Genomic DNA, 25,676 nt, shown 5'->3' on the forward strand with positions numbered 1-25,676 from the left:
GTTTGAAATTATACATTATTTTCTTTTAATAATTTTGTTATTGCTGAACTAGAAAATTCAACAATTTGCTTTTTGCCTGTTGACAATGTTTTAATTGTAACAGTGTTGGCTGGCTGGTCTTTTTCATAAAATACTATTAGTTTAGCATTTGTTTTTTGGGCTTTTTTAAACCCCTTGGTAAATGATGTTGGTTTTTTGTTAAATTCGGCTGTGAAATTATCTTGTCTAATTTGGTTTGCTAAAAATGCAAAAGTTTTAATTTCATCAAAATTAAAACCTAAAAAATAAAAATCAATTGTGCGTTCATTTTGAGTATTTAAGCTCAAAATTTCCAATAGACGATCAACACCTATAGCAAAACCAACACCTTTAGCAGCTGGCATTTGAAAATCTGAAACTAAATTATAGTAACATCCACCACCTAAAATAGTGGTTCTTTGACCTAAAGCTGGTGAATCTGATACAAATTCAAAAACTAAATCATCATAGTAATCAAGACCACGAACTAAATTTGTATCCACTTCAAAATCGATTTTGTTATCTTTGAGCACTACTAAAATTGTTTCAAAATCTTGTTTTTCTGCTTCTGAATAAAAAGTATCAATTTTTGGAGCATTAATAACAAAATCTTTTTGAGATTCAATTTTGTCATCTAAAATTCGTAAAGGATTTTTTTCAAGTCTTTGTTGAGATATTTTTTCAAGTTTATCTTTATATTGTTGAAAATATTGCTTTAGTGCTTCGATGTACTTTTGCCGAGTTTGTTCAGTAGCTAAATAATTAAGTTTAATTTTGTAATCAATATTTAATTGATTTAATAAAGTTATACCTAACTGCAAAATTTCTAATTTTTGGTATGCAGCGGTTTGACTATCATCACTTAAATCTATAAATTCACAACCAGCTTGTCAAAATTGGCGAGATCTTCCTTTTTGTGGTTTTTCATAACGGAACATTTGTCCAAAATAAAAAAATTTTTTATTATCCAAAAAAAGTTTATTTTCAGCAATAGCTCGCATAACAGGAGCTGTACCTTCAGCTCTAAGTGCCATTGTCCGCTCTGAACGATCACTAAATTTATAAAGTTCTTTACTAACAAGGTCGGATTGTTTTCCTGATGTATAAAAAACTGTTAAGTATTCAAAAATTGGCGTGTCAATAAAATTAAAATTAAAATTACTAGCAAGCTTAAAAAATAAGTCTCTAGTTTTTAAAAAGAGTTCACCTTTTTGATTAAACAAATCATAGGTACCTTTTGGTCTTAAATTAGTTATTGTTTTCATTTTTTATTAATAATTATTTTTCAAAGTCGTTTATATTTGCAAAAGATTGTTCATAAACTTTTTGAACATTTCAAAATTTATTATCAATTCTTTTTTGTTTATGACGGTTACGAATAACCTCAAATTTAACAATTAATCATGGGGCAACAAAAGTTGAACTAGCTAAAATCACTATAAATCCTACAATCATAGCTAAAGAAAAACTCAAGTGAATTGATTGATAAGCTATTCCTAAAATAACAAAAATAGCTATTGCAATACCGAAAATTAAAAGTGATTTTTTAGCATTTTCTCTCACTGCTAATTGACTATGTTCTTTAATATCTTCTTTAGAATAAACTTGATGTTTTGGAATTCTACTTAAAATTTGTTTAATATTAGCAAAATAAGTAACCAAGTCATAACTAGAGTAAGCCGCAAGTGCTAAGAATGCAATCATAAATGGAGTGGAAATTTGAATTCTTACAATAACAGCTATTGCAAAAATCATTAGTAAATTAAAGGCAATTGTAATAATCAATGTTAAAGCAAAACTTCAGTTATAACGTAAAAATACAAAAATACCAATAAGTAGGAGACTAAGAGCAAGTGATGCAAAAACACTTTGAACAATATTGTTCGCTTGAACTGTAGTTATCGCAAATGAACTGACTTTAATATTGCTAAATTGAGATTGAATTTGTTTAATAATTTCTGAGGCTTGAGTATTTAAATTTTTAAAACTTTGAACTTCAATATTAAATGAGTTACCATCTGCAACAGTTGGCATAACTAAAATATTAGCATTTGATTGGTTGATGCCTTCATTATTATTCAAAAAGGCAAGAATTTCATCAACTTTTGATGAGTTAATTAAATCAAAAGTAGAATTTTTGCTTTCAATTAAAAAAGCAGTACCGCTTTGATAACCAATAGAAAAGTTTGCACCAAAAAAGTTGTGATTTGCTCCAGCAAAACTAATATAAAAAATTATAGCTAAAATTAAAATGGCAACAGGACTTCATTTTCCATATTTTAAAAACTTACTTACATCTAAACGATGAAAAATAGATTGATAACCACGACTAAATTTTTGTGAGGATTTGCTATGAATTCCTAATAAAAATGGTTTGTGTTGTAATCAATTATCTTTTAACAAAAATAAATTAACTCACCTAGTAAGTGTTGTTGAAATCACAAATGTGAATAAAGTGGCAAAAATTAAAATAATTGAAAATTCTTTAATTTCTTTAATGCCAAAAAAGAATGAAACAACTGCAAAAATAAAGACAACTATATGAGTGTCAATAATTGTAGATAGTGAAATTTTATTAGCATGACTATTTGATTTTAAAACACTTTGTCCCAAATACATTTTGCTTTTAAAAGATTCTAAACCAACAATTGTAGCTCCAACATTTAATAAAACAGCCACAAACATAGCCACTATTGCAAAAGGTGAAAATTCTGCACCTACTCCTACAATAAATAGTTGTAACACAAAAACAAAAAGTCCCATTGAAAATGTTGCAACAACACCTAAAAGTCGATAATAAATTATGAAAAATGTAGCAATACCTAACAATGAAATTGCTATAGCAATTCAAGCAATAATATATGCTAAATTAGATTTTTTTTCATTAATAAATGATGAACTAACTAAATCCAATTTAAAATCAGCATTAGAATAGTTGATGTTAAGAGCTAATTGAGTTGCTTGTTGTGAACTAAATTGACCACTAATGTCTAAATATTCTGAATTTTGAGAACCAAAAATAGGTATTTCGGAAATTAAATATTTTTTAGCATTAAATTGAAATTGTTTCAAAGCTGGTTGAAGTGTTTTATTATTGCCCAAATTTTTAGGGTTAGTTTCTTGATCAACATGAACAAATTTATAGATATTTTCACCAGATGCTTTTCATTCTTCTGGGAATTTAGTTTTAGCTAAATTAATAAGACCTTTTAAATTTGCTCAAATTAAAATTTTATTTTGGCCATATGGCTTTTTAGAAATATATTCAGTAGCTTTAGTTCACTCAAGTTGAGCATTATTATTTAAAAATTTTACTCGAACTTGATTAAGTTGAGGCCTTGATGGATTTGGAATAGCAACTGCAGATCCAGGTTTTAATTTTAATGCTCAATCTTGAGGATCAGCTTGACTAAAATCTAAACTTTGATCAGCATTAAACTTACCATCTAAAAATAATGGGTTGTTATTAGAATCAGTTACAGTAATTGTGGGTTTGTTAATAATTTCATCTGTTAATTGTTTTAAACTAGTTGGACTATAAACACCCTTGCGAACAATGCTAATTTGATCCTTGCCTTCAATGGTAACTCTAGTACCATCTAGACTGGTTCCACCTGTAAGTCTATTTAAAATTTGTTTGTCTGCAGCAATAACTTTTTGAGCACTTGGAAGGCTGCCATCATTATTTTTGACAGCAACTAAAACTTCAGCACCACCACTATATGAAACTGAACGATTTATTTTGGGACTAATATAATTAGTAGCAACAACTGATGCCCCAGCAATTAATCCTAGAGCACAAATTATCGCAATAAAAAAACGTTTCCAACTATTTAGTTGAAAAAGTTTTTTTATTGAAAATCTTTTTGCTTTCATTTGCCCCTCCATATTTTTTTTGCTAAAAAATTATTTTAAAAAGTATAATTATACCAAATTTTACTTTTTAAAAACCTAAAAAAGGAAATAAAATGCAAAATTCAATTGACAATTATTCCAAATTAGAAAAGCCTATTTTCAAAAATATTTTAAGGGTTGTAGGTGTGCTAGTTGTAGTGATTAGTCTAGCTTTTTTGATAACAGATGCTGTTACAAAATTACCTAGTGAGACCCAACATCCATTTTCTGGCAAGTACATCAATTTTAAATATTTTTTAAAAGGTTTTAGTGCTATTACTTATTTTACTGATCAGTCCAATTTAATTTTAGGTGTTGCAATTGCCCTTTTGGGCTTTTATGGCAATAAAAGATGGTCAAGAAATTTTTTCTTTTCAGCCCTTGTGTGAATCTCAATTACTTTTGTAATTTATTGAGTTTTAATTTCTTGAAACACAAATGCTTGATTTAAACCTTATAATGCAATTCAATCTCTTGTTTTGCATGCTATCAATCCATTTATTGCTTTTGCAATAATAATTTATTTTAAAAATGAATTTAGTGTTTCACAAAGTTTATTTTTTAAATTATCTCTTTATGTTTTTGGCTACTTTTTAGCCCTTTGAATCCTTTACATGGCAACACTAAATAGTTATTCTAGCCAAGATGGTAAAAGAACTATTTTTGATGGTGCCGTTGTTTACAACTTTATTAATTTCTTGTTCCCATTTTTCTATCGGGGACAAAATACAGCAATTGTTGTAATTTTAGATATTTTAATTTTTGCCATCGCCTTTGCCATCCCAGTTTCTATAAGCTTGTTTTGAGCCAAAGTGCTCAAACTCAAATTTGAAAAAAATCAATGGTTTAAGTGATTGCAAATTAAATAAAATTTTTAATTTGTAAAATATGATAGAAAACCCAACTTATAAAAAGTTGGGTTTTATTATAATATAGTTGAATCTAATATAATTTAGTAACTAAATAATATTTGTTAGGAAATTATTATGTATAAAAAAGTTAAACTTTATGACAAGCAAATCACCAAAATTATTAATGATGAGTCCAAACGTCAACAAGAGCAAATAGAATTAATTGCAAGTGAAAATTATGCTTCACAAGATATTTTAGATGCTACAGGTTCATCTTTGGCCAACAAGTATGGTGAAGGTTATCCAGGCAAACGCTATTATGGCGGATGCCAAAACATTGACAAAATTGAGCAAATTGCCATTGAAAGAGCTAAAAAACTATTTGGTGTTGAATATGCTAATGTTCAACCTTATTCTGGTTCGAGTGCAAATGCAGCTGTATTTGCAGCTTTACTCAAACCTGGAGACAAGATTTTAGGTCTTGATTTGGCAAGTGGTGGCCATTTAACTCATGGTTATAAAGTTAATTTTAGTGGAATGTTTTACACAGGTTTTAACTATGGATTAGGCGAAGATGAATTGCTAGATTATAACCAAATTGAAAAAATAGCCCTCGAGGTTAAACCAAGTTTAATTATTTGTGGTTACTCAGCTTATTCAGGCCACATTGACTACAAACGTTTTCGTCAAATAGCAGACAAAGTTGGAGCCTATCTGCTCGCAGATATAGCCCACACTGCTGGACTAATTGCTGCAAAAGTACTCAACTCACCTGTTGAGTTTGCTCATGTAATGACTGCAACAACTCAAAAAACATTGCGTTGTACTCGCGGAGGACTTATTTTAGCAAATGATCCTGAAATTATAGCTAAAATTAACAAAGTTGTTTTCCCTGGAATGCAAGGTGGTCCTTTATTTCATGCAATAGCTGGTAAAGCTGTTGGTTTTGGCGAAGCTTTACAACCTTGATTTGTCGATTATGCAAAACAAGTTGTAGCAAATGCAAAGGCATTTGCCAACTTTTTTATTAAAAAAGGTGCAAGAGTCATCTCTGGTGGAACAACTAACCACTTATTTATTGTTGATGTTTTTTCTTCTTATGGTTTAACTGGTAAAGAAGCTCAAATTTTACTTGAGTCTATCAATATTATCACTAATAAAAACACAATTCCAAAAGATACCAAAAGTCCAATGATAACTTCAGGAATCAGATTTGGCACTCCAGCGATGACTTCACGTGGTTTTCAAACTAATGAGTTTGAACAAATTGGTGAAATTATTCACCAAGTTTTAACTTTAAAAAAACTTAATAGAACTCAAAGGGTTAGTTTTAAGAAACAAGTTGCTCAGTTAGCAAAAGGCTTTCCAATTAAAAAATCTTATTGAAAATAAATTTATATATTTATTAAATATAAATCTTTATTTTTATTTATATATTTTAAGAAATAAAAAATTGCCTTTAAAAGGCAATTTTATTTTATTTTTAATAATTAAGATTTTAATTATTATTTGCTTTAAATTTATAGAAGTATTGATCTATAAATGCTTTAGCAATAGCACTTCTAGTTGTTGGACGGGATAGAGTAGTAAAGCCTTGAGCATCTTTTTGGGTTTGATCATCATTGAATACAGCAAATCCTTTAAGGTTAAATGAACCTTGATTTGCTAGTGCACTACGACCACCAATTGTGTGGAAGTCAATTCCACGTTTTAAGTATGCAAGACCTTTGTCAGCACCAACTGCTGAAACAGCAGAACCTGAACCACCAGCTCCACCAGTATTTCCAAATGTTAATGTTGATTTAATGTATTTATTCAATGGATCATTATTTTTAGAAGATCTTAGAATAAATTCAATGGTTTTGGAATTTTGAGCAGCTGTTCCTGTTGATCCTGAACCACCAGTTTGTGTTCCTTGACTTATATTGATTTCTAAAAGTAATGTTTCACCTTTAGTGATCAAGAAATCTTCCATATCTTTGTAACCATTGAATACATCTTGTGAAAAGGTAGTTTTTCCTAAATCAACCTGAGTACCTTGTTTTCCAATAACAATAGCTTTATCTCCAGAACTTGTTCCACCAGTTAGTGCTTTTTTTGTTGGATCAGTAAATAATCCAATAATTGTGGCAGCAGGAGTTGTTGTTGCAGTAGCTGCTACTCCTCCAGTCCCAGTACTTGAAGTTGCTGCTGCATTTGCTGCAGCTCCAGCAGTAGCTGGTTCTGCTCCATATTCAAGGCCAATAATGTAACTATCTTTAACAGATTCTAACTCTGTTTTAACTGAATCATCAAGTTTAGGTGCTTTTTGAATGAAAACATTAATAGTTTGTGGCGCTTTATCTTTTTCATCTGAAGAGACTGCGGATTTTAATAGATAAAGTTTATCAATACCTTTTGGCAATTGATCTACACTAAATGCCATAAATAATGAACCATTAGTTAATTTGGTTGCATCATCACTTAATTTAAGACCTTTAGATTTGTTATCAAAACTTACACTTGCTTTGCCTAAAGTAACACCATCAACACTATCATGTTTTGGAACTCCTGAATCAGCTTTTCATTCACGGGTTTTATCACGCAAGTCGCTTAAAGTTAAAGTAGCTGGTTTCCCTTCAACAGCTTCTGAAGTTCCTACTGAAGCTCCAGTTGCATCAAAAAATACAGTTGGTGATAATTGTTTAATTGCTGATCATGCTGTACTGGTTGGTTTAATACCTTGAATTGTAATTACATAATTAGCAGATGCTTGTGCATTTTGAACATTAAAACTAATGTGATAGTTTCCATCAAAACTGCTTGTAATTGACATATTTGGTAATCCGGATTGTGCAAATTTATCAATTAAACTTTTTACAAGATCACCTGGAGTTTTAATTTTACCTTGTTTTTGTGAATCTTGAAGTGAACCAGCATTATTTAAGTAAGTGAAGAATCCAGCACCAGCATTGTTAATTCCGGTATTTCCTGCTGAAACAACTGGTTTTGCAGCTGGAGCTTTAGCTGCTGGGTTTGATGCATTTGAAGCAGCTGGAGTTTGAGTTGATCCAGTTGTAGATGGAGTTGCACTTTTTGCTTTAACAGTTGCTTCAAAAGCTTTAGCTAATGGAACAAATGCTGAATCTAAATCATTTGCAAATGTGTAAGCATATTTGCTTTCAACTAAATTAATAGTTGTTGATAAACCTTTAAATAATGAAGCTAATTGACCACGTAATGCTTCAACATCTCCATTAATTTCGATGTTAGCACTTTGTAATACAGAGTTTGCTTTATCAGGATTTACTTTAACTCCACTTGGTAATTTAATTGGTTTTGCAAATGTAGTTGCATAATCAAAATTAAATAAGATTTTACCATTTGCAACATCACTTTGTGATGGTTGAGTTAAAGTTCCATTTGCATTTTTAGCAAAGTCCACACTAAAGTTACTATATTTTTGTGGTGCATTATTATTGGTATTTAATAAACCACTAAGATCTGCAGTTTGTTCATATCAAAAATCAAATTTTTGAAGATCTGCAAGTGTTTTTCCTTCAAATAATTTAACTACAGCATCTGATACACGACCTTCTGCTTTGGTTGGAATAACAACTTTAGATGTACCTTCAGCTGATTTGGCTTTTTCTGTACCTGTTGATGTTTCTGTTGCTGCTGAAGATTCTGAAGATGAAGCTGCTTGTCCACTTTGAGTTTGAGGGGTTGTAGAAGATTGGCTAGTTTGTGATTCTGAAGTTGTTGGTTGTTGAGTTTGTGATTTTGGAGCAGCTTGATCACTTGAACCACTTTGAGTTTGATTCTCTGCTGGAGTTGCTTCTTGTTTAGTGGCAGGAACAGTTGGAGTTGTAGTTTGTGCTGGGGCTGCAGGAGCAACTGGTGTTGCTGGTGTTACATAATCAGTTAGAGCTTTTGGAATTGCATCTGCATAAATAATAGATGCTAAACTCAATCCAGTATCATTTAAAAGCTGAGCAAGTTCTGGTTTGATACGATAAGACTTACTAAAGTTTGTTTGAATTTCATTAGCAAAATTAGACTCAACTTGAGATAAATTAGTTACACTTAACTCAACAGGAATAACTGTTTTATCTGGTCTAATAATTTGCATCTCTAATGACAATGTTTTATTAACATCATCTAAATTAGTAAATGATAATTTATCGTTTACTAATTTAGGTTCTAAAATGTAACCTTGTGGTAATAGAGTTGCATTACCTTGACGGTTAATTAAATTTAATGATGCTGTTTTAGGTAGCGTTGCTGCAAAAGCACGCGCTGCTGCATTAGAATAATCCTTTTTAGTTTCTACTTTAGCAACAGGCGCTGCTTCTTTGGCAGCTGGTTGAGCTGCTTCAGTTCCTGAAGCCTGAGGAGCAGGTGCTGTTTGAGATTCACTTGATTGTGAAGCTTGAGCTGCTAAATTAGCTTCTGGAGTTGGTGTTTCAATTGGTGTTTGTGTTGTTGGTGAACCTGTTGCAGGTGCTGCTGGAGCAACTGGTGCTTTAAATTCTTGGTAAGCTTGATCAAAAGCTTGTTGTAATGCTAAAGCAGTTAAAGTTGCAGGTTTGTCACCAAAAGCAATGTTTGAGTGAACTTCAAGTCCTGATCTATGTTGGTCAATAAAGAAATCACCTGTGTCTTGACCATCGCTAGTTCCAAATCCTGAAATGTTACCTGTAGATTCGTAATAAATATGATTAGTTGTATCAATACCAGTTAAAATAACATTTTTAATGGTGTTGTTTTCAACTGTAGTAAGTGAACCAGAATTTTCAGTAGGAGTTACTGTTCTAAGTTCAAATTTCATATTTGGATCTAATTCTGTAAATGGAGTAAAATCAACAGCATTAACTAGTTCAAATACATATGACTTATCATTGTGTAAGTCAAGTGCAGTTTGTGCACTTAATTTATTTTTGTATAAACTATTTAAACTAAGTTGTTGTGCTAATTCTTGAAATTTAGCTTTTGGTAGTGCAAAAGTAGATGATAACTCCTTAGCTTTTGTTATATCACGATTTAAAAGAGAATATTTCTTTTGAAAATCTCTTGTTTCACTTTTTTGCGCAACAAGAGGAGAAGCAACTATAGCAATAAAGGCAGCAGTAGAAACACCAACAATAAGACCGACTTTTCAATTTAATAATTTTTTTAACATATTATATTTCCTTAAATTTGTCTATAAATAAATTATTTTTGTTCGTAGACTCTAATAATGAGTGGTTTGTCAGAAAGTTTTTTTCCTGATTGTACATAAAGTCTAATTGTTTTGTAGTTTTCTTTAAATTTGTTTTTATTATCTTTATTAGAAGATGTTGTGTTAAATGTTTGTACTAACTTTGCTTCATCTTCATTCTTAACTTTTATTTCTATTTGTTTATTCTCTAAATTAGCTTCTTTAGCTACATCTGAACTTATAGTATATTTGTGGTCATCTGTAACTGATGCATGTGGATTTATACTTTTAATTAATTCTGCATCTAATTCGTCTTCTGAACTTGTTTCTGTCGATGAAGAAAGACTTGAATAATCTGGCACAAACCCATTTAATACTCAAAATCTAACATCTTTACCAAAAAGATTTTTGTAATAATTTTCAATTCATGGAGCATTTAATTCAGTTAGTAAATCTTCGACAGACATTCTAGGAATTTTTCTATTAGCATATCTTAAAACAAGTTTTGCACCTAAATTTTCATAATCTTCTGTTGGTAAATAGAATGTTTTGTAGTAATCTGGAATAGAATCTATTTTCTTTTCTAATATAGAACTACCATTTGATGCTGTCTTAACATCATTGTGCAATGAAATTTCATTTAATGATTGGAAAGAAGTTTTGAATAACTCATGCTTAATAGCACTTGGATTTTTAGGATCAACAAAACCTACTGAATATCTATATTTAATTTCTAATTTACTAATATCATCTTTATTTTGATCAAAATCAACAAGTTTTTTTATATCATCAGGCTTTGCTACTTGAAACTCTAGTTTATAACCTAAATTACCATTAATTTTACTTAAAGGTAATGAGCCTTGATTTGTTAATTCATAAAGCTTTGTATAAAATGCAATTAAAACATCAGCAACTGATTGGAATTTAACTGTACTAGAATCGGCAAAATATGGTGATGATTTTTTAACAAGTTTTAAAACATCACTATCACTAGTTAGCTGGTTTTCTTGAATTTGTTGTGAAATTGTAGGATCTACATAAGCTGCAGATAAACTTGAAATATCTAATAAATCATCATCCCCACTTTGGTTTTCAAAAGTTTGTGATGGTAATCCATTTTTATCCAAAGATAGGTTTTGTGAACTAGTAGTAGAATCTCCATCAACCTCAAATTGATAGTTATTTCCAAATGATAGTGTATCAAATCCTAAATCACCTTGTTTAATTAAACTAATTTTACTTAATTGTTCAAAAATAGGTTTGTTAATGTCTAATTGACTATCTGCTGGAATATTTCCAGTTGATTTTAAAATGTCAAATAGATATTGTGCAACTTTAGTAAATCCTTGTTTTTCTAATGCAAAATAGAATCTAACAACATCAGAGTCATTTCTAAAGATTTTTGAATCAATATTTAAAACATTGTTTTTAATATTTTCTTTACTTGTTGCTTCTTTAAAAGTGTATGGAATTGCATCAATACTTGGAACATCAAAGTCTTTTGTAATAGCATCTAATTTTCTAGCTGAATTTAGAACTAATCCATAGTAATTAGGATTAGATAATAATTGATATATTTTTTCATCATTGTTAGTAATATATGCATTTCTTAATTCAGATAATAGTAATTTATCTTTTACTTGTCCATCTACAGAATTATAATCAACATTATTCTCAAATAAAAAGTCTTTAAAAGATTCTGGAGCTTTAAATTCTATATATTTAAATGTATCATCTACTTTTGTTGTAGTGCTTTGAGTTTTAGTAGTTGTAGTATCAGTACTTTCTACTTCAAAAGGTTTAAAATTATCTAATTCAAATAATGAAGTAGAACCTTGTAATGGAGTTTGACCTTTTTCTTTAACTTCAGGATTTGTTGGTTTACCAGTAACTATATAAGTTAATCTTCCTTTAATAACTGGCTTTTGTTCTTTGTCATCATATGCTAATGTTAATGAATCTGCATCTACTTCTACATTGTAATTAAAGAGTAAATCTTTTTCTTGCTCACTAAGAGATTTAAGACCTTCATTTTGACCTTGATATGATGGTTTTAAACCATTTTTTAACATTGAGTTAATGTATGAAGTTACAAATTTATTACGTTCTTCTTTAGTTGCAAAGAAGGTGCCATTAATGTGACTTAAAAAGTCAAAAACATTAATTTGACTTGAATCAACTTTAGATTCATCGGTAGTATCACTTGTTGTAGAAGTGCTTGGATTTGCTGCTCCATTTGTTGTAGTAACATCAGCAGTGGTTGTTACAGATGAAGCGCTTCCTGATTGTTGTTGACCAGGTGTTTGTGAAGATGTTGTTTGTCCATTAGTTGTAGCTGTACTTTGAACATTTGATAATTGTTGAGTAACTGCTTGATCTATAGTAGGTTTTGTTGTGTAATAATCATCTTTAGTTGGAGTTTTTACTGTTCAATCACTTGTAAAGTTAGGTTTTAAGAATAAATCTTTAAATTTATCATTTGATAAATCAAAGTTAATAATATCAATGTGAGCAGCATTTAATTCTGGCAAGTGTTGGTGACTTGCTTTATATTCATCTGAAAATTCTGTTTTTAAGTATAAACGGAATAAACTTTTTCCAGCATCATTTACTTTAGTAACATATTCACCCTCACCTGGTTTTTGTGATAAGTTAGGGTTTTTAACTAAACTAAATTTATAATCACCATTTTTTAAGATTTGACCAAATACATCTTGAAAGTTAAAGTATTTACTCAATAAATGAATTGCTTGATCTGATGAATTGGCAGTGTTAATATCATTGATGAAACTTGACTCACTAACTAGCGCAAGTGGTCTAATCACAGTGTTAGCATCTTTTTCAACACTTGCTTTAAATTGTTGAATTGTATAAGGATTGAGTGGACTAATAGCTATTCCAGATCCATCAGTTGCATCAAATGCTTGTGATGTAGTGATAGCTTTTTTAAATTCAGCTAATTTTGAGTGAGCTTCTGTTGCTAATAAAAATTGTGGTACAACACCAAAGTTAAGATTTGATTTATGAATTTCAGATTTAACAATTTGACCAAACTCATTTGGTTGTGTTGCTTCAACGTGGTAGAAAATAGTGAAGTTTTTATCTGTATCATTAGCTTGTAAATCATCAGCAACAATTTTAAAGTTACCAAATGACTTATCATCAATTTTTTCAAGTTGATCACCTTTTTGCTCAAAAAAATCAAAGTTGGAAACTACAAATTTGCTGTTTGGTTTGTTGTTTGAATCAAAATAAAATGATTTTAAGCGACTATATGAAACATTGTTATTGATTTTACCATCACCATCTCCAGTTTGAAATGACACATTGACAATCTTATTTAATGCATCTTGTACATTTTTGATAGAATCACCTTTGTATGTCAATTTAGAAACTATTGCTAATGGAGTTGCAACAATAGCAACAGATGCTACAGCTCCAAGACCAATAATTAAGAACTTTTTATTTACCATAAAAAATAAAATACTCCAAATAAAAATAAAAACTTTAATAAGTATATATCACAAAAATTGAAAAATAATGCTTTTAATCAGCATATTTTTTGTGAATAATTATAAATATACCACAATTTATGCTAAATAACCAAAATATCTCTATGTTTTCAAAGGTTATTAGAAAATTTAAAACTTTAAAAATATTACTTAAAAAATCACTGTTTTAAAACTCTAATTTATAGCTTTTGACTTCCAGTGGATGACAAAATGCAAATTTATTTGTTTAAAAAGCCATTCTTACCCTTTCAAACCCATTTTTTATAAATATTTTGATTAAAATTTAAAATTTGCAACTAAAAATTATATGAAAAATTATTAATTTTTTTATAGTAAAATTAACAACATTAATATTTATATTTAAAAGAGGATTAATATGAAATTATTAGATGAATACAAAAAACTAATTGATGAAATTTCATCAAAAGAATTTAATCAGGATCAAAAAGATTTGGCCAAAGAAATTTTGGAAAAATTTGATGATAAAAAACTTGAATACATTTATCAATTTGTAGCTCAAAGAGTAAAAAATGGTTATCGATTTGATATAGCACCTGAAGTTGATTCAAAAACTATTACAATTTTGGAAAAAAATGAGAATTTGAGTTTCCAATTTGATGAAAATATTTCAAATTCTAATAATTTAATTATTGGTGAAAACTATGATGCTCTCAAAAATCTTCTACTCATAGAGAGAGAGAGAGAGAGAGAGAGAGAGAGAGAGATCGGATTTAGAATCTAAATACGACATTATTTATATTGATCCTCCTTACAACACTGAAGCAACACATAATGATGGTAACTCTGTTGCCAATGACAAAGAAAATATTGAGTCCAAAAAATTTATTTATCGTGATAAATTTTCACGCAATGGTTGACTCAATTTAATGAATGAACGACTCAAACTTGCAAAAAAACTTTTAAAAGATGATGGAATGATCTTTGTTTCCATTGATGATTCACAACAAGCTTATTTAAAAATTTTGATGGATGAGATTTTTGGTGAAGAGAATTTTGTTGCAAATATAGTTTGACAAAAGAAAAACCTTGGAAGTGGACAAGATAGTAAACATTTAAAAGTTATTACTGAATATATCTTACTCTATGCAAATAATATTAATAAATTAGATTTAAGTGAAATTAGCAAAGATGTGGAAAAGTCTTTGGATTATAAATATGAAGATGAATATGTTAGCACCAGGGGAAAATATAAAACAAATCAATTAGATAGAGCTTCACTAACATGATCCAAAGGAATGGACTATAAATTTGAATATCAAGGTAAAACTTATTATCCCGGTGGTAGTGAACAAAATTGAAAAATGCGACACCAAGGTAAACATGCCGAAAAAGATTGACGATGAAGATGGAGTTACGACAAATTAATAAAAGGAATTGAAGATGGTTTTGTTATTTTTGAAAATAATAAAATTTTTACCAAACAATACCAATTTGTTGATAATTCAAACCAAAAAATAGAAAGAAAAGAAAAATTTACTAACTTAATTATAGATGCTGATAAACAAGGTCCACAAGGAACTAATGTGTTAAAAGATATTTTTTCTGGATTCAAAGTTTTTGACCACCCAAAACCTACAAATTTATTAACACATCTTTTATCTATGCGCCCAAACCAAAATGCAAGAGTACTCGACTTTTTCGCAGGTTCTGGAACAACTGGACACGCAGTTTTAGAACTCAATAGACAAGATGGTGGGAATCGAAGCTTTACACTTGTTACTAACAACCAAAACAATATTGGAACAAAAATAACCTATGAAAGACTCTTTAGAATCAACAAAGGTGAAGGTACAAAAGGTGAAACTTTTGACTGGGCAAACAAAAATGAGTCATATAAATCAAATTTAAATGTATATAACATTAATTATTTTGATGTTTCATTAACGCAAGATCAAACAACATTAAATGAGTTAATTGATAAACTCAAAAAACTTTTTAAAGATTTTGATATTAATCTTGAAAACACAAAACAAAATAACTACAAATTATTACTAGATTCATTGCTGGCACTCAAGCCACAAAAAGCAGATGAACAAAATTAAATTTAATTTCTAATAAGGAGAATTATGGAATTATCCAAAATTCAAAATAAAGCAATCGGAAATTTACTAGAAAAAGCGGAACAAATATTATCAAAACAAAGTGATGATAATATCAATAAAAGTGTTTATTTTAAAGCACCAACTGGTTCTGGTAAAACCTTTATGATGCTTAATTTTATAGACAAATTAATTAATTTAAATGAAAGTAAAGGTTTTAACTTAAACCTTGTTTTTGTTATTGTAACACTCTCTAGTGCAGAGTTGCCAAAACAAATGGAACAAAGTTTTAAAAAATATAGAGATTTTATAGATAATAAAAACATTGAAATCAATAGAATTGAAAGTCCTTCAAATAGTAATGTTTTTTCTGAAAAAAACTATGAATTTCAGGCAGAACCCAATTCTGTTTGAATTATGGGTGGTGCAACTTTTCGGACCAACACTATTTTAGATGCTCAAGGTTCTCTTGAAATCTTTTTAAATGAATTAAAAAGAAATAACTACACATTGATTTATATTAGAGATGAAGCACACATTGGAGCAGAACAAAAAGTTAATAGTAAATCTAAATTAAGCAACTTTGAGCAAGGATTGCAAAATTCAGCTAATTTTATTTTAAAAATGACTGCTACTCCACCAACTGATTCAATATATCAATTGGTTGAAATTAAGGAAAAAGATTTAATTAATGACAATATTAAATTAATCAAGCCTACAAGACAATTCAATAAAGGACTCCAACAAGGACAACAATATGATAGTGATGAAATTTTAAATATTGCTTGTGAAGAATTTAAAAAAATTAAATCAAAATACAACGATAGTGAAAATGAACCGGGTCTTGTGGGCATTAATCCAGCAATGTTGATTCAAGTTGACAACAAATCTTCTAACAATGAAGAAGAATTTAATAAAAATATAGATAAAATTATTAGTATTTTAGAAAAACATAATCTTACTTGAGTTAAATATTTTGATAGTAATAATAAAAATACAAATTTAAGACAAAAAGAAAATTGAAACTTACAAGATATTTCTAAAGAAAACTCACCTTGTGATGTAATTATTTTTAAAATCGGACCTGCCACAGGATGAAATATTCCAAGAGCTTGTATGTTAGTTCAACTAAGAAATGTGTCTTCTAGCAACTTAAGTATTCAAACAATAGGGCGAATCAAAAGAAATCCAAATCCTAATTTTGATTTTGATAAAGAATCTGTTGCAAATGAATATTTCATTTATAGTAATACTGATGATAGAAAATTAAAAAATATTCGAATTGCAACTCTTCAAGATAAATACATGGATCAATATTTTTTAATCGGTGAAATTGATAAAGATACTGTTCAAAAATTAAATGAAGATTTTATTGAGCATTATGAAGATAAATTATTTTCACTTTTAAGTGATGCATTTAACCAATCCGACAATAAATCTGAATGAGATAAAGACAAAATTCAAAAATACTTTAATAGTAAACTGTACAAAATAATAATAGAAGAATATTTTGAAAAAGGTTATATTGCTTCCGAGCAAGAAAGTCATGGAGATAGTACTTGAATTGCAAATAGTTCAAAAATTTACAATATTTTTGAACTAGAAAAATGAAATATCGCAAACATTAATAGACACAAAAAATTTTTTACAGTTAATGTACAAAAATATTTAGATGATTTACTAGATTTTTGTAACAAAAACATTGATTTTAATCAGTTTCAAGGTTCTGAAAATCCTCAAAAATTAGATATTAGTAAGCAACAATCTCAATTTTTTTGATACATTATTTATGAAAATTTTGCAAAAGAATTTAAAAGTATGTATAGCAAAACCAAAAATGAAGTTGATAAGACAAATATTGAATATAAAGTTAAAAAAGTTCAACAACTTCCAAAGCAATTTGTTTTATTTGAAGATGAAGATACAAAAAATGTTATTAAAGAAACCAATGACATTTTTGCATATAAAATCAATAATGAAAACATCAAAGATTTTCCACTTGATTCTGAGCCAGAAAAAATCTTTGTAAATGAAATTTTAAATTACACAAAAAAAGACAAAATTAAGAAAAATGGCAAGGAAAATGAAGAAGAAAAAAGCAACGATGAAAGTCAAGATAACATAAAATTATGATCAAAAAATCCTGTCTATAATGGAATTGGATTTAATTATATTAATAATGATCAAAAAATTTCCTATTCATATCCTGACTTCATGATTAAAAAAAATAATCACCTTATCTACTTTGAAGTTAAAAAATATAATAATGATATTGATGACAATAAAACTGAACAAATACACAAAGCATACGAAGAATATATTAAAATATTCAACAAAGATAAACAAAATCCAGACACAGCTCTTGATGTTAAATTCTCTTTAATTTTAGTTTTAGTTAAAGATGCAAATACTATTTATTATGCAGGTTTTAGTTCACTTGAACAACTAAATGAAAAATTATCTGAAACAAATAATAAAAACACCAAAATTCATGACAAAATTAAATCCACTTACTCATTAACACTAAAAGATATTTTGGAACAAGAATAAAATAAAAGATTGGCTTCTACAAATGAATTATTGACTAAATTCAATTTAAATTGTGGAAAAATAGAACAAAAAGTTTCAAAAAAGTTTTATTTCACTATATAAATTCAAAAAACTAATAAAATACTAGTAAAATATAGAAGAATTAATAAATATTAGAGAGGTTATTATGTCAAAAATTATTAAATTACATGCTCGTGAAGTTTTAGATTCACGTGGTAACCCAACCATTCAAGTTGAAGTTCATACTGAAAAAGGTGCTTTTGGTTCAGCTATTGTTCCATCAGGTGCATCAACTGGATCACGTGAAGCTTTAGAATTACGTGATCAAGATAGCCAATATGAAGAGAACTGATTTGGTGGCAAAGGTGTTCAAACTGCTGTTGATAATGTTAATAAAATTATTGCTCCTGGAATTGTTGGAAGTTGTGTCTTCAATCAAAGAGGACTTGACAAAGCAATGATTGATTTAGATGGTACTCCAAATAAATCAAAATTAGGTGCAAATGCTATTTTAGGTGTTTCTCTAGCTATTCTAAGAGCTGCAGCTGATGAACTCAATATTCCTCTATATCGTTACATTGGTGGAACAAATCCTAATCAATTGCCAGTTCCTATGTTAAATGTTATCAATGGTGGAGAACATGCTTCAAATACCCTTGATTTTCAAGAATTTATGGTTATGCCTTTAGGTGCGAAAACTTTCAAAGAGGCGCTACAAACTGCAAACAAAATTTTTCACACATTGGCTAAACTATTAAAGCAAGCTGGTCATGGAACTCAAGTTGGAGATGAAGGTGGATTTGCACCAAACTTAAACTCACATGAAGAAGCTCTTGATTTTTTAGTAGAAGCAATTAAAAAAGCTGGATTTAACCCTGCAACTTCTGGAGCAAATGCTGTAGCAATTGCCCTAGATTGTGCTGCAAGTGAGCTATACAAAGATGGTGTTTATACTTTTAAAAAACTCAAACAAGCACATGCAAATAATCCAAAAGCAGATATTAAATATGACTTCACTAGTGAAGAACTATTAGACTACTATGGAACACTATTTGCAAAATACCCAATTATTTCTGTTGAAGATGGGTTTGCAGAAGGTGATTGGGCAGGATTTATTAAATTTACAGAACGTTTTGGAAAAACACATCAAATTGTTGGTGATGATTTAACAGTAACTAATGCCAAAATTTTACAAGAAGCTATAGACAAAAAAGCTATCAACTCAATTCTAATTAAATTAAATCAAATCGGAACTGTTAGTGAAACTATTGATACTATTCAACTTGCTCAAAAAGCAGGATTTACTGCAGTTGTTTCACACCGTTCAGGTGAGTCTGAAGATAGCACAATTGCTGACCTAGCAGTTGCTCTTAATGCTGGACAAATCAAAACCGGTTCACTTTCTAGAACAGACAGAATTGCAAAATATAATCGTTTATTATTAATTGAAGAAAGAATTTCATCACATTCTTCATACCCAGGTCACAAAGCTTTTTACAACATTAAAAACAAATAATTATGAATGCTCGTTTTTTAATTAAAAATAAAGATTTAATTAAAAATAAATTAAAAACTCGTAATTTTGATGTTTCTCAAATTGATGATGTTTACAACTTAGCAGTTGAAAAAAATCAATTAGAAGCATCAATTGTTGACCTACAAGCTCAAAGAAATCAAGCAACTGCTGAAATTTCTTTAGCTATTAGAAATGGCGAAAATGTTGAAGAAAAAAAAGCTCAAGTTGTTCAAATAAACAAAAAACTTGAAGAAATTAAATCTAAGTTTACAGTCTTAGAAGAACAACTAAATCACCAATTACTTGCAATTCCTAACATCCCACAAGATGATGTTCCAATTGGCAAAGATGAAAATGATAATATTGTTATAAAAACTTGGGGTACACCAAAGTCTATTTTTGAAGGTAAAGCCCACTATGATTTTGGGATTGAAAAAGATTATCTAGATTTTCATCGTGCTGTCAAAATTTCAGGTCAACGTTTTGTAATTTATAAAACACTAGTAGCCAAATTAGTTAGAGCTTTAATGAATTTGATGTTAGATACTCATACAAGCCGTGGTTACCAAGAAATTTTAACTAACACTTTAGTACATAGTCAATCACTTTATGGCACAGGTCAATTGCCTAAATTTGAAGAAGATCTCTATAAAATTAAAGGTAGAGATTTATGGCTAGTACCAACAGCTGAAGTTCCAATCACCAACTATTATCAAGATGAAATTATTGATCTTGCAAAACCACAGTCTTTTGTAGGTTATAGCAAATCATATCGTTCAGAAGCTGGAAGTGCTGGAAAAGATACTAGAGGTATCATTAGAATGCATGAATTTCACAAAGTGGAACTTGTGAAATTCACAAATCAAAAAGATGGTATTCAAGAGTTTGAAAAAACTGTTGAAGATGCTAGTTATATTTTAGAATTATTAGAAATTCCTTATCGCCAAATTGTTTTATGCACTGGTGATATGGGTTTTTCATCACAAAAAACCATTGATTTGGAAGCTTGAATGCCTTCTGAAAATAAATATCGCGAAGTATCATCTGTAAGTTTTTGTGGTGATTTTCAAGCCCAAAGAGCTAAAATTCGTTATCGAGATGAAAATCAAAAAATTCAATTTGCTCGCACAATCAATGGTTCAGGACTTGCAATTGATAGAATTATTGCAATTTTACTAGAACAATACCAACAAAATGGTGAATTTATAATTCCTAAAGCATTAAAGCCATATTTTAATTAATCAAATTTAATAAAGGAGTGCAAATGTTAGAATTTGGAACTGCCGGTATCAGGGGTGTACTAGGACATTTGCCCAACCAACTCAATGAAAACCATGTTAAGCGTGTAGTTTTTGGTTATGCTAAATATTTATTAAAACAATTCCCTGATGTTCGACAACAGGGAATTGTTATTGCTAGAGACAATCGCCAAAAATCTTTGCAATTTGCAAATATTTCTGCTCGAATTTTGGCTAATTTTGGTATAAAAGTCTTTATTTTTAAAGACATTTGCCCAACTCCAATTGTTTCTTTTGCTATCAAGCAATTAAAAGCTTATGGCGGTATTATGATTACAGCATCACATAATCCTGCTGAATATAATGGTATTAAAATATACAATAAATTAGGTTTTCAAATCCTTCCTGACCAAATTGCCAAAATTACTAATTTTTTTGAAAATTATCAAAAATTTACTACTAAAAACATTAGTAGCAAAGCCTTGGCTTTTTCTAGAAAAATTGTTAAAGTTGATTATTTAATTGACAATTACATAAATCAACTTTTAGAGTTAATTCCATTTAAATCAAGCCAAAGTCAAAACTATATTTACTCACCTTTGCATGGCACAGGTGGACAAGTTGTAAAAAAAATTGCTCAAAAAATTAAGCTAAATTTAATGTTTGTTGAAAAACAAATGGCAAAATCTACTAAATTTCATTTTGCTTCATCACCAAATCCTGAAGACAAAAAAGCTTTTGAACTGATGCGAAAACAAATGGAAGAGGAAAACTTGCAATATGGTTTTGTTAGTGACCCTGACTCTGACAGATTGGGTATTGTTGAAAAAATAGGGAATCAATTTTATTATTTTAATGGCAATGAAATGGCTACTTTAATTGTTGATTTTTTAATTAAGCAAAATTATCTAAACAATAACTCTCAATTAATAACATCTTTTGTGTCCTCGTCACTACCGACATTAATTGCAAAAAGCATAGGCTGTCAAACTGAAATTATTCCAACAGGTTTTAAATGAGTTGCTAATAAAATTTTAAGCAAACCAAGCAGTACTAGTTTTGCTTTTGAAGAAAGTTATGGTTCAATGATTTTTCCACAACTTTCACTTGATAAAGATGCTCTACAAATAATTGTTTTTTTCTGAAAAATGTTTTCAGAAAAACCAATATCACTAGTTGAACAATTGGAAAAAATTTATGAAAAATATGGATTTCCAACATCTGTTGTCCACTCACTAACATTCAATGATGAGCAATTTAGTCATCTAAATGAATATTTAGAACAATTTAGTAAACTAAAATTTGACTACCCTATTGCTCAAATCATTGATTATCGTTTAGGATTTGAAGACATTCATCCTGAAAATATGATTAAAATAATATTTGAAAACAACTCATGAGTAGCCATGAGACCTTCTGGAACTGAACCAAAACTAAAAATTTATGTTTTTAGTATCGATGTCGACAAAAATCAGTCCAAAATAATTAATCAATCAATTTTAACTAAGGTAAAATCTATTTTTAAAAATGAATAAAATTACTATTTTAATACCTTGCTATAACAAGCGAGATTTTTTGCCTCGTTTATTTAAAAACTTAAGCAAGCAAAATGATTCTAACTTTAATGTTTTATTTTTAGATGATGGCTCTTCTGATCAATCAGCTAGCATGATTGCAAAATTTATTCAAGACAAAGCAAATTATAAGGCAATATTTTTAGAAAAAAATCAAGGCCTATCTAATGCAAGAAACACTTTAATTAGTCAATGCTCTAGTGAATATTTTTACTTTATGGATCCTGATGATTTAATTTCAAAAAATGCTATAAAACTCTTTAATGCGGTTGTAAAACAACAAGATTTTGAAATTATTTATGCTCGATATTCTTTAATTTTTTATAGAATACCTATCATTAATTTTTTATCAAAATTAAAATGAAATAACAGTAGTTGAAAATCACCAATCAATTTTGCGGCTGATAATTCACCTTTTATTTGAAACAAAGTGTTTCAAAAACAATGGTTTTTAGACAAAGGATTTAGATTTATTGAAGGCCACATTTTTGAAGACATACCCATTAGTTTTGTCACAATGATGATGGCTGCCAAAACTCATTACATTTCAAATAAAACATATAAATATGATTTAAATTTAAAAGGTTTATCTAAAAAACCAAGTCTTAGTAGGTTGGAAGGTATTTATGCAAATTTAAATTATTTGCACACTTTAATTAAAACAAATAATTTAACTCAAACCTGAAATCAGGTTGTTGAAAAATTTTTTTTCAAAAATATTTTAGTACACTTGTTTTTTGGTTTGAATGCAAAATTTATTATTAAAAATTTTGAAAAATGTGAACCAATTTTAAAGAATTTATACAAATTTTTTCAAAAAAATAACTTTGAAAGCAAAATGGCTAAGTATAGCAATAGAACAACATTGATGTTTAACTCAGCTATTAAAAATTACTTCAAAATTAAACAACTAATTTTTACAGGAGAATATTATGAATAAATTATTAGTTATTTTACTTGATGATTTTCAAGATATTGAGCTAACAACCTTTTTGTCACTTGTAAAAAAAGCTCAAATATTTAATCAAATTAGTTTTTACAATCCTAAAAATAAAGCAGTTTCTGGACAATTTGGTATTGTAAAAATTGAAGCTCAAAATCATTGACAATCAAGTGATTTTGACGCTGTTTTTGTTCCAGGAGGCAAAGCTGTTCAATCACTTAGAACAGATCAAAAAACTTTAAATTTAATAAATGATTTTTTTGAAAACAATAAATATGTTTTTGCAATTTGTGATGCCCCAAATGCTCTTTATGAACAAAATATTGCTAAAAATCTGAAATTTAGTTCTTATCCAATTGAAAATTCACAAAATTATCAAAACAGAGTGGAAGATAAAGTTTGCAAAACTGGGAATTATTTTAGTGCCAGAAATGCAGATAGCGCTACAGAATTAGCTATTTTAGTAATTGAGCACCTTGACTCCAAGGAAAAAGCTCAACTTATTTTAAACCAGCATCAGGCATAATTTTTGCAACTAATTCATTAATTTTTTCATTAATTTTTTCAGATTGTTCAAAAAATAATGCATGTCCACATTCTTCTAGAATACTTAAAGAAATATGATACTTATTTTGTACTTGCTCTAATGTTTCTAGAGGAACAAATAGGTCTTGGCGACCTGAAATAATTTCATAATTTTTATTATTTGCATATAATGGTTCTAAATTTTCTTTTAGTCATTTAGAATTTAAAATTTGTTTGTTGACCATAAAAGAAAATAATTTATATTTTATTTGGGTTAATTTTAAAAACATAGATCCTATTTTTTTAAGTTGATCTTTGTAATTGTTTTTATTGCCAAAAACTAAATTTTTAGAACTTTCTATAGCATCTTTGAGAGTTTTTGGAAGCAACCAATGTTTTAAAGTGTTAGCTCTAGTTTTTAAAACATCATCAACGGTAAAAGGATTTAATGGGCCACCCAAAAGTGCATATTTTACTAATTTTTGATCAAGTAAATATAGCGCACTAGCGGCACCAAGTGAATGAGCAACCACTAAACTACCTTTAAGATTAAAAAGTTCAACAAATTTTGCACTAATTTGTTGATAATAAGTAATATCAACATTTTTATTAGCACTTGATTTTCCACAACCTGGAAAATCAAAAGCAACTATGTCATAATCACGATTTTCAAGCTTTTCTAATTGAAAAACAAAAGAGTGTGCTGAATTAAACCCATGCAAAAATAGAACTTTTGGTTTGCCTGTATCTTCAAAAATGTAAAAAATTTCTTCTTCATTTATGATTGTGGTGCCGCGTTTAAACATTATTACTTACAACTCCAAAAATTACATCTAATAATTCAGATTGAGGAATACTACCAAAGTATTCTTCAAAATTTTCAATACTATTGAATATTTTTTCAATTTCTGGACGTTCAAAAGGTTTACCAACTAACAAAGAACTAATTTCCTGAGCATCACCTTGAGACAAAAAGTCTCCTTCAAACTTAATGGATTTTATAGTGTTTTGCTCAATGTTGGCTTTAACTTGAACAATCCCACCGCTTGTTTTAACCTTGTTTTCATATTTAAACATAGGATTGTGGCCAAAAACTCATTCTTTAGACTTGCGAAAGTTTGATAATTTGTCAAAAATTTCTTTTTTTTCTGGTGATTCTAAAATAGTTTCTACCAAAATAGCTTTATTTTCATACTTGTTTTCAAAAAAATCAATTAATCTTTTGATAAATTCATCATGAGAAAGTTCAAAATTTAATTCATCTAAAATATTAGTTACTCTTTGGCGAATTGATTTAATCCCTTTTGATTCAATTTTGAGTTTAGATGGAATTAAAACCTCGGATAATTTAGCTAAATTAGCATCAAACAAAATGGTTCCATGATGAACCATTTTACTTTTATAAACAGCTTGCGCATTTCCTGAAACTTTTGCCCCATTAACTAAAACATCATTACGACCCTTGAATTCAGCTTCTAAACCAAGAGATTGAAAAAACTCAATAATTGGTGTCAAAAATTTCTCATAACTATGACCAGATTTTTTAGTAATAAAAGAAAAATTGATGTTTCCAAGATCATGATAAACAGCTCCTCCACCAGATAAACGGCGATAAACTTCAATATTTTCTTTTTCTACTACATCAACTTTGACTTCTTCATAAATATTTTGATTTCTACCAATAATAATAGCATTGTCATGCTGATAGAAATATAAAATATCTTCATTGACATTTTCATCTTTTAATAGCATTTCTTCCAATACTAAAGTTGTGTATGGACTAGTATTTTTGCAATAATAAATTTTCATATTTATC

At 28.8% G+C, this 25,676-nt stretch carries 16 protein-coding genes; 10 read left to right on the top strand and 6 right to left on the bottom strand.

Features of this window, described 5'->3' with window-relative positions; translation table 4 throughout:
* Nucleotides 1-8: 8 nt before the first annotated feature.
* Both hisS and secDF read right to left on the bottom strand, forming a co-directional pair.
* Nucleotides 9-1,283, bottom strand: coding sequence for a histidine--tRNA ligase (gene hisS / locus MYB_RS02465; RefSeq protein WP_022934712.1), 1,275 nt, complete (start codon nucleotides 1,281-1,283; stop codon nucleotides 9-11).
* A gap of 13 nt (nucleotides 1,284-1,296) precedes the next feature.
* The gene (secDF, locus tag MYB_RS02470) at nucleotides 1,297-3,894 is read right to left on the bottom strand and encodes a protein translocase subunit SecDF (RefSeq protein WP_022934713.1); all 2,598 of its coding nucleotides are present in this window, start codon (nucleotides 3,892-3,894) and stop codon (nucleotides 1,297-1,299) included.
* 92 nt (nucleotides 3,895-3,986) lie between these two features.
* On the opposite strand from secDF, the gene MYB_RS02475 reads away from it, so the two are divergent.
* Both MYB_RS02475 and glyA read left to right on the top strand, forming a co-directional pair.
* Nucleotides 3,987-4,781 (top strand): MAGa3780 family membrane protein, encoded by a 795-nt coding sequence (locus MYB_RS02475; RefSeq protein WP_022934714.1) that lies wholly within the window; start codon nucleotides 3,987-3,989, stop codon nucleotides 4,779-4,781.
* 117 nt (nucleotides 4,782-4,898) lie between these two features.
* A complete protein-coding gene (gene glyA / locus MYB_RS02480) occupies nucleotides 4,899-6,155 on the top strand; it encodes a serine hydroxymethyltransferase (protein ID WP_022934715.1) in 1,257 nt (418 codons plus the stop codon).
* 106 nt (nucleotides 6,156-6,261) lie between these two features.
* On the opposite strand, the gene MYB_RS02485 is transcribed toward glyA, so the two are convergent.
* Together MYB_RS02485 and MYB_RS02490 are read right to left on the bottom strand one after the other, a co-directional pair.
* The gene (locus tag MYB_RS02485) at nucleotides 6,262-9,924 is read right to left on the bottom strand and encodes a P110/LppT family adhesin N-terminal domain (protein ID WP_022934716.1); all 3,663 of its coding nucleotides are present in this window, start codon (nucleotides 9,922-9,924) and stop codon (nucleotides 6,262-6,264) included.
* A 32-nt stretch (nucleotides 9,925-9,956) separates the two neighbouring features.
* Complete coding sequence (locus MYB_RS02490) at nucleotides 9,957-13,415, bottom strand: P97 family adhesin (protein ID WP_022934717.1); 3,459 nt, start codon at nucleotides 13,413-13,415, stop codon at nucleotides 9,957-9,959.
* 415 nt (nucleotides 13,416-13,830) lie between these two features.
* Here MYB_RS02490 and MYB_RS03285 point away from each other — a divergent pair, with 415 nt between their 5' ends.
* The 8 genes from MYB_RS03285 to MYB_RS02530 all read left to right on the top strand — a co-directional run bounded on the left by MYB_RS03285 (nucleotide 13,831) and on the right by MYB_RS02530 (nucleotide 23,861).
* Nucleotides 13,831-14,196, top strand: coding sequence for a hypothetical protein (locus MYB_RS03285; protein WP_022934718.1), 366 nt, complete (start codon nucleotides 13,831-13,833; stop codon nucleotides 14,194-14,196).
* A gap of 16 nt (nucleotides 14,197-14,212) precedes the next feature.
* On the top strand, nucleotides 14,213-15,517 hold the full coding sequence (locus tag MYB_RS03220; RefSeq protein ID WP_236612633.1) for a site-specific DNA-methyltransferase: 1,305 nt from the start codon (nucleotides 14,213-14,215) through the stop codon (nucleotides 15,515-15,517).
* Between the two features lie 24 nt (nucleotides 15,518-15,541).
* Nucleotides 15,542-18,064, top strand: coding sequence for a DEAD/DEAH box helicase family protein (locus tag MYB_RS02505; protein ID WP_022935146.1), 2,523 nt, complete (start codon nucleotides 15,542-15,544; stop codon nucleotides 18,062-18,064).
* A gap of 166 nt (nucleotides 18,065-18,230) precedes the next feature.
* Nucleotides 18,231-19,580: a phosphopyruvate hydratase gene (gene eno, locus MYB_RS02510; protein ID WP_022935145.1), complete on the top strand. Its 1,350-nt coding sequence runs from the start codon at nucleotides 18,231-18,233 to the stop codon at nucleotides 19,578-19,580.
* Complete coding sequence (serS, locus tag MYB_RS02515) at nucleotides 19,580-20,821, top strand: serine--tRNA ligase (protein WP_025279646.1); 1,242 nt, start codon at nucleotides 19,580-19,582, stop codon at nucleotides 20,819-20,821. Before eno ends, serS begins: the two co-directional genes overlap by 1 nt.
* Before the next feature lie 23 nt (nucleotides 20,822-20,844).
* Nucleotides 20,845-22,353, top strand: a complete 1,509-nt coding sequence (locus tag MYB_RS02520; protein WP_022935143.1) for a phospho-sugar mutase — start codon at nucleotides 20,845-20,847, stop codon at nucleotides 22,351-22,353.
* On the top strand, nucleotides 22,346-23,332 hold the full coding sequence (locus tag MYB_RS02525) for a glycosyltransferase family 2 protein (protein ID WP_022935142.1): 987 nt from the start codon (nucleotides 22,346-22,348) through the stop codon (nucleotides 23,330-23,332). The genes MYB_RS02520 and MYB_RS02525 overlap by 8 nt, the downstream gene beginning before the upstream one ends.
* Nucleotides 23,325-23,861, top strand: coding sequence for a DJ-1/PfpI family protein (locus MYB_RS02530; RefSeq protein ID WP_022935141.1), 537 nt, complete (start codon nucleotides 23,325-23,327; stop codon nucleotides 23,859-23,861). Before MYB_RS02525 ends, MYB_RS02530 begins: the two co-directional genes overlap by 8 nt.
* On the opposite strand, the gene MYB_RS02535 is transcribed toward MYB_RS02530, so the two are convergent.
* Both MYB_RS02535 and MYB_RS02540 read right to left on the bottom strand, forming a co-directional pair.
* The gene (locus MYB_RS02535) at nucleotides 23,836-24,666 is read right to left on the bottom strand and encodes an alpha/beta fold hydrolase (protein ID WP_022935140.1); all 831 of its coding nucleotides are present in this window, start codon (nucleotides 24,664-24,666) and stop codon (nucleotides 23,836-23,838) included. The two genes, MYB_RS02530 and MYB_RS02535, sit on opposite strands and share 26 nt — an antisense overlap.
* Complete coding sequence (locus MYB_RS02540) at nucleotides 24,659-25,669, bottom strand: lipoate--protein ligase (RefSeq protein ID WP_022935139.1); 1,011 nt, start codon at nucleotides 25,667-25,669, stop codon at nucleotides 24,659-24,661. The genes MYB_RS02535 and MYB_RS02540 overlap by 8 nt, the downstream gene beginning before the upstream one ends.
* Nucleotides 25,670-25,676: the final 7 nt, after the last annotated feature.

The sequence above is a fragment of the Mesomycoplasma bovoculi M165/69 genome (assembly GCF_000524555.1).
GTDB classification, from domain to species: Bacteria; Bacillota_I; Bacilli_A; order Mycoplasmatales; family Metamycoplasmataceae; genus Mesomycoplasma; species Mesomycoplasma bovoculi.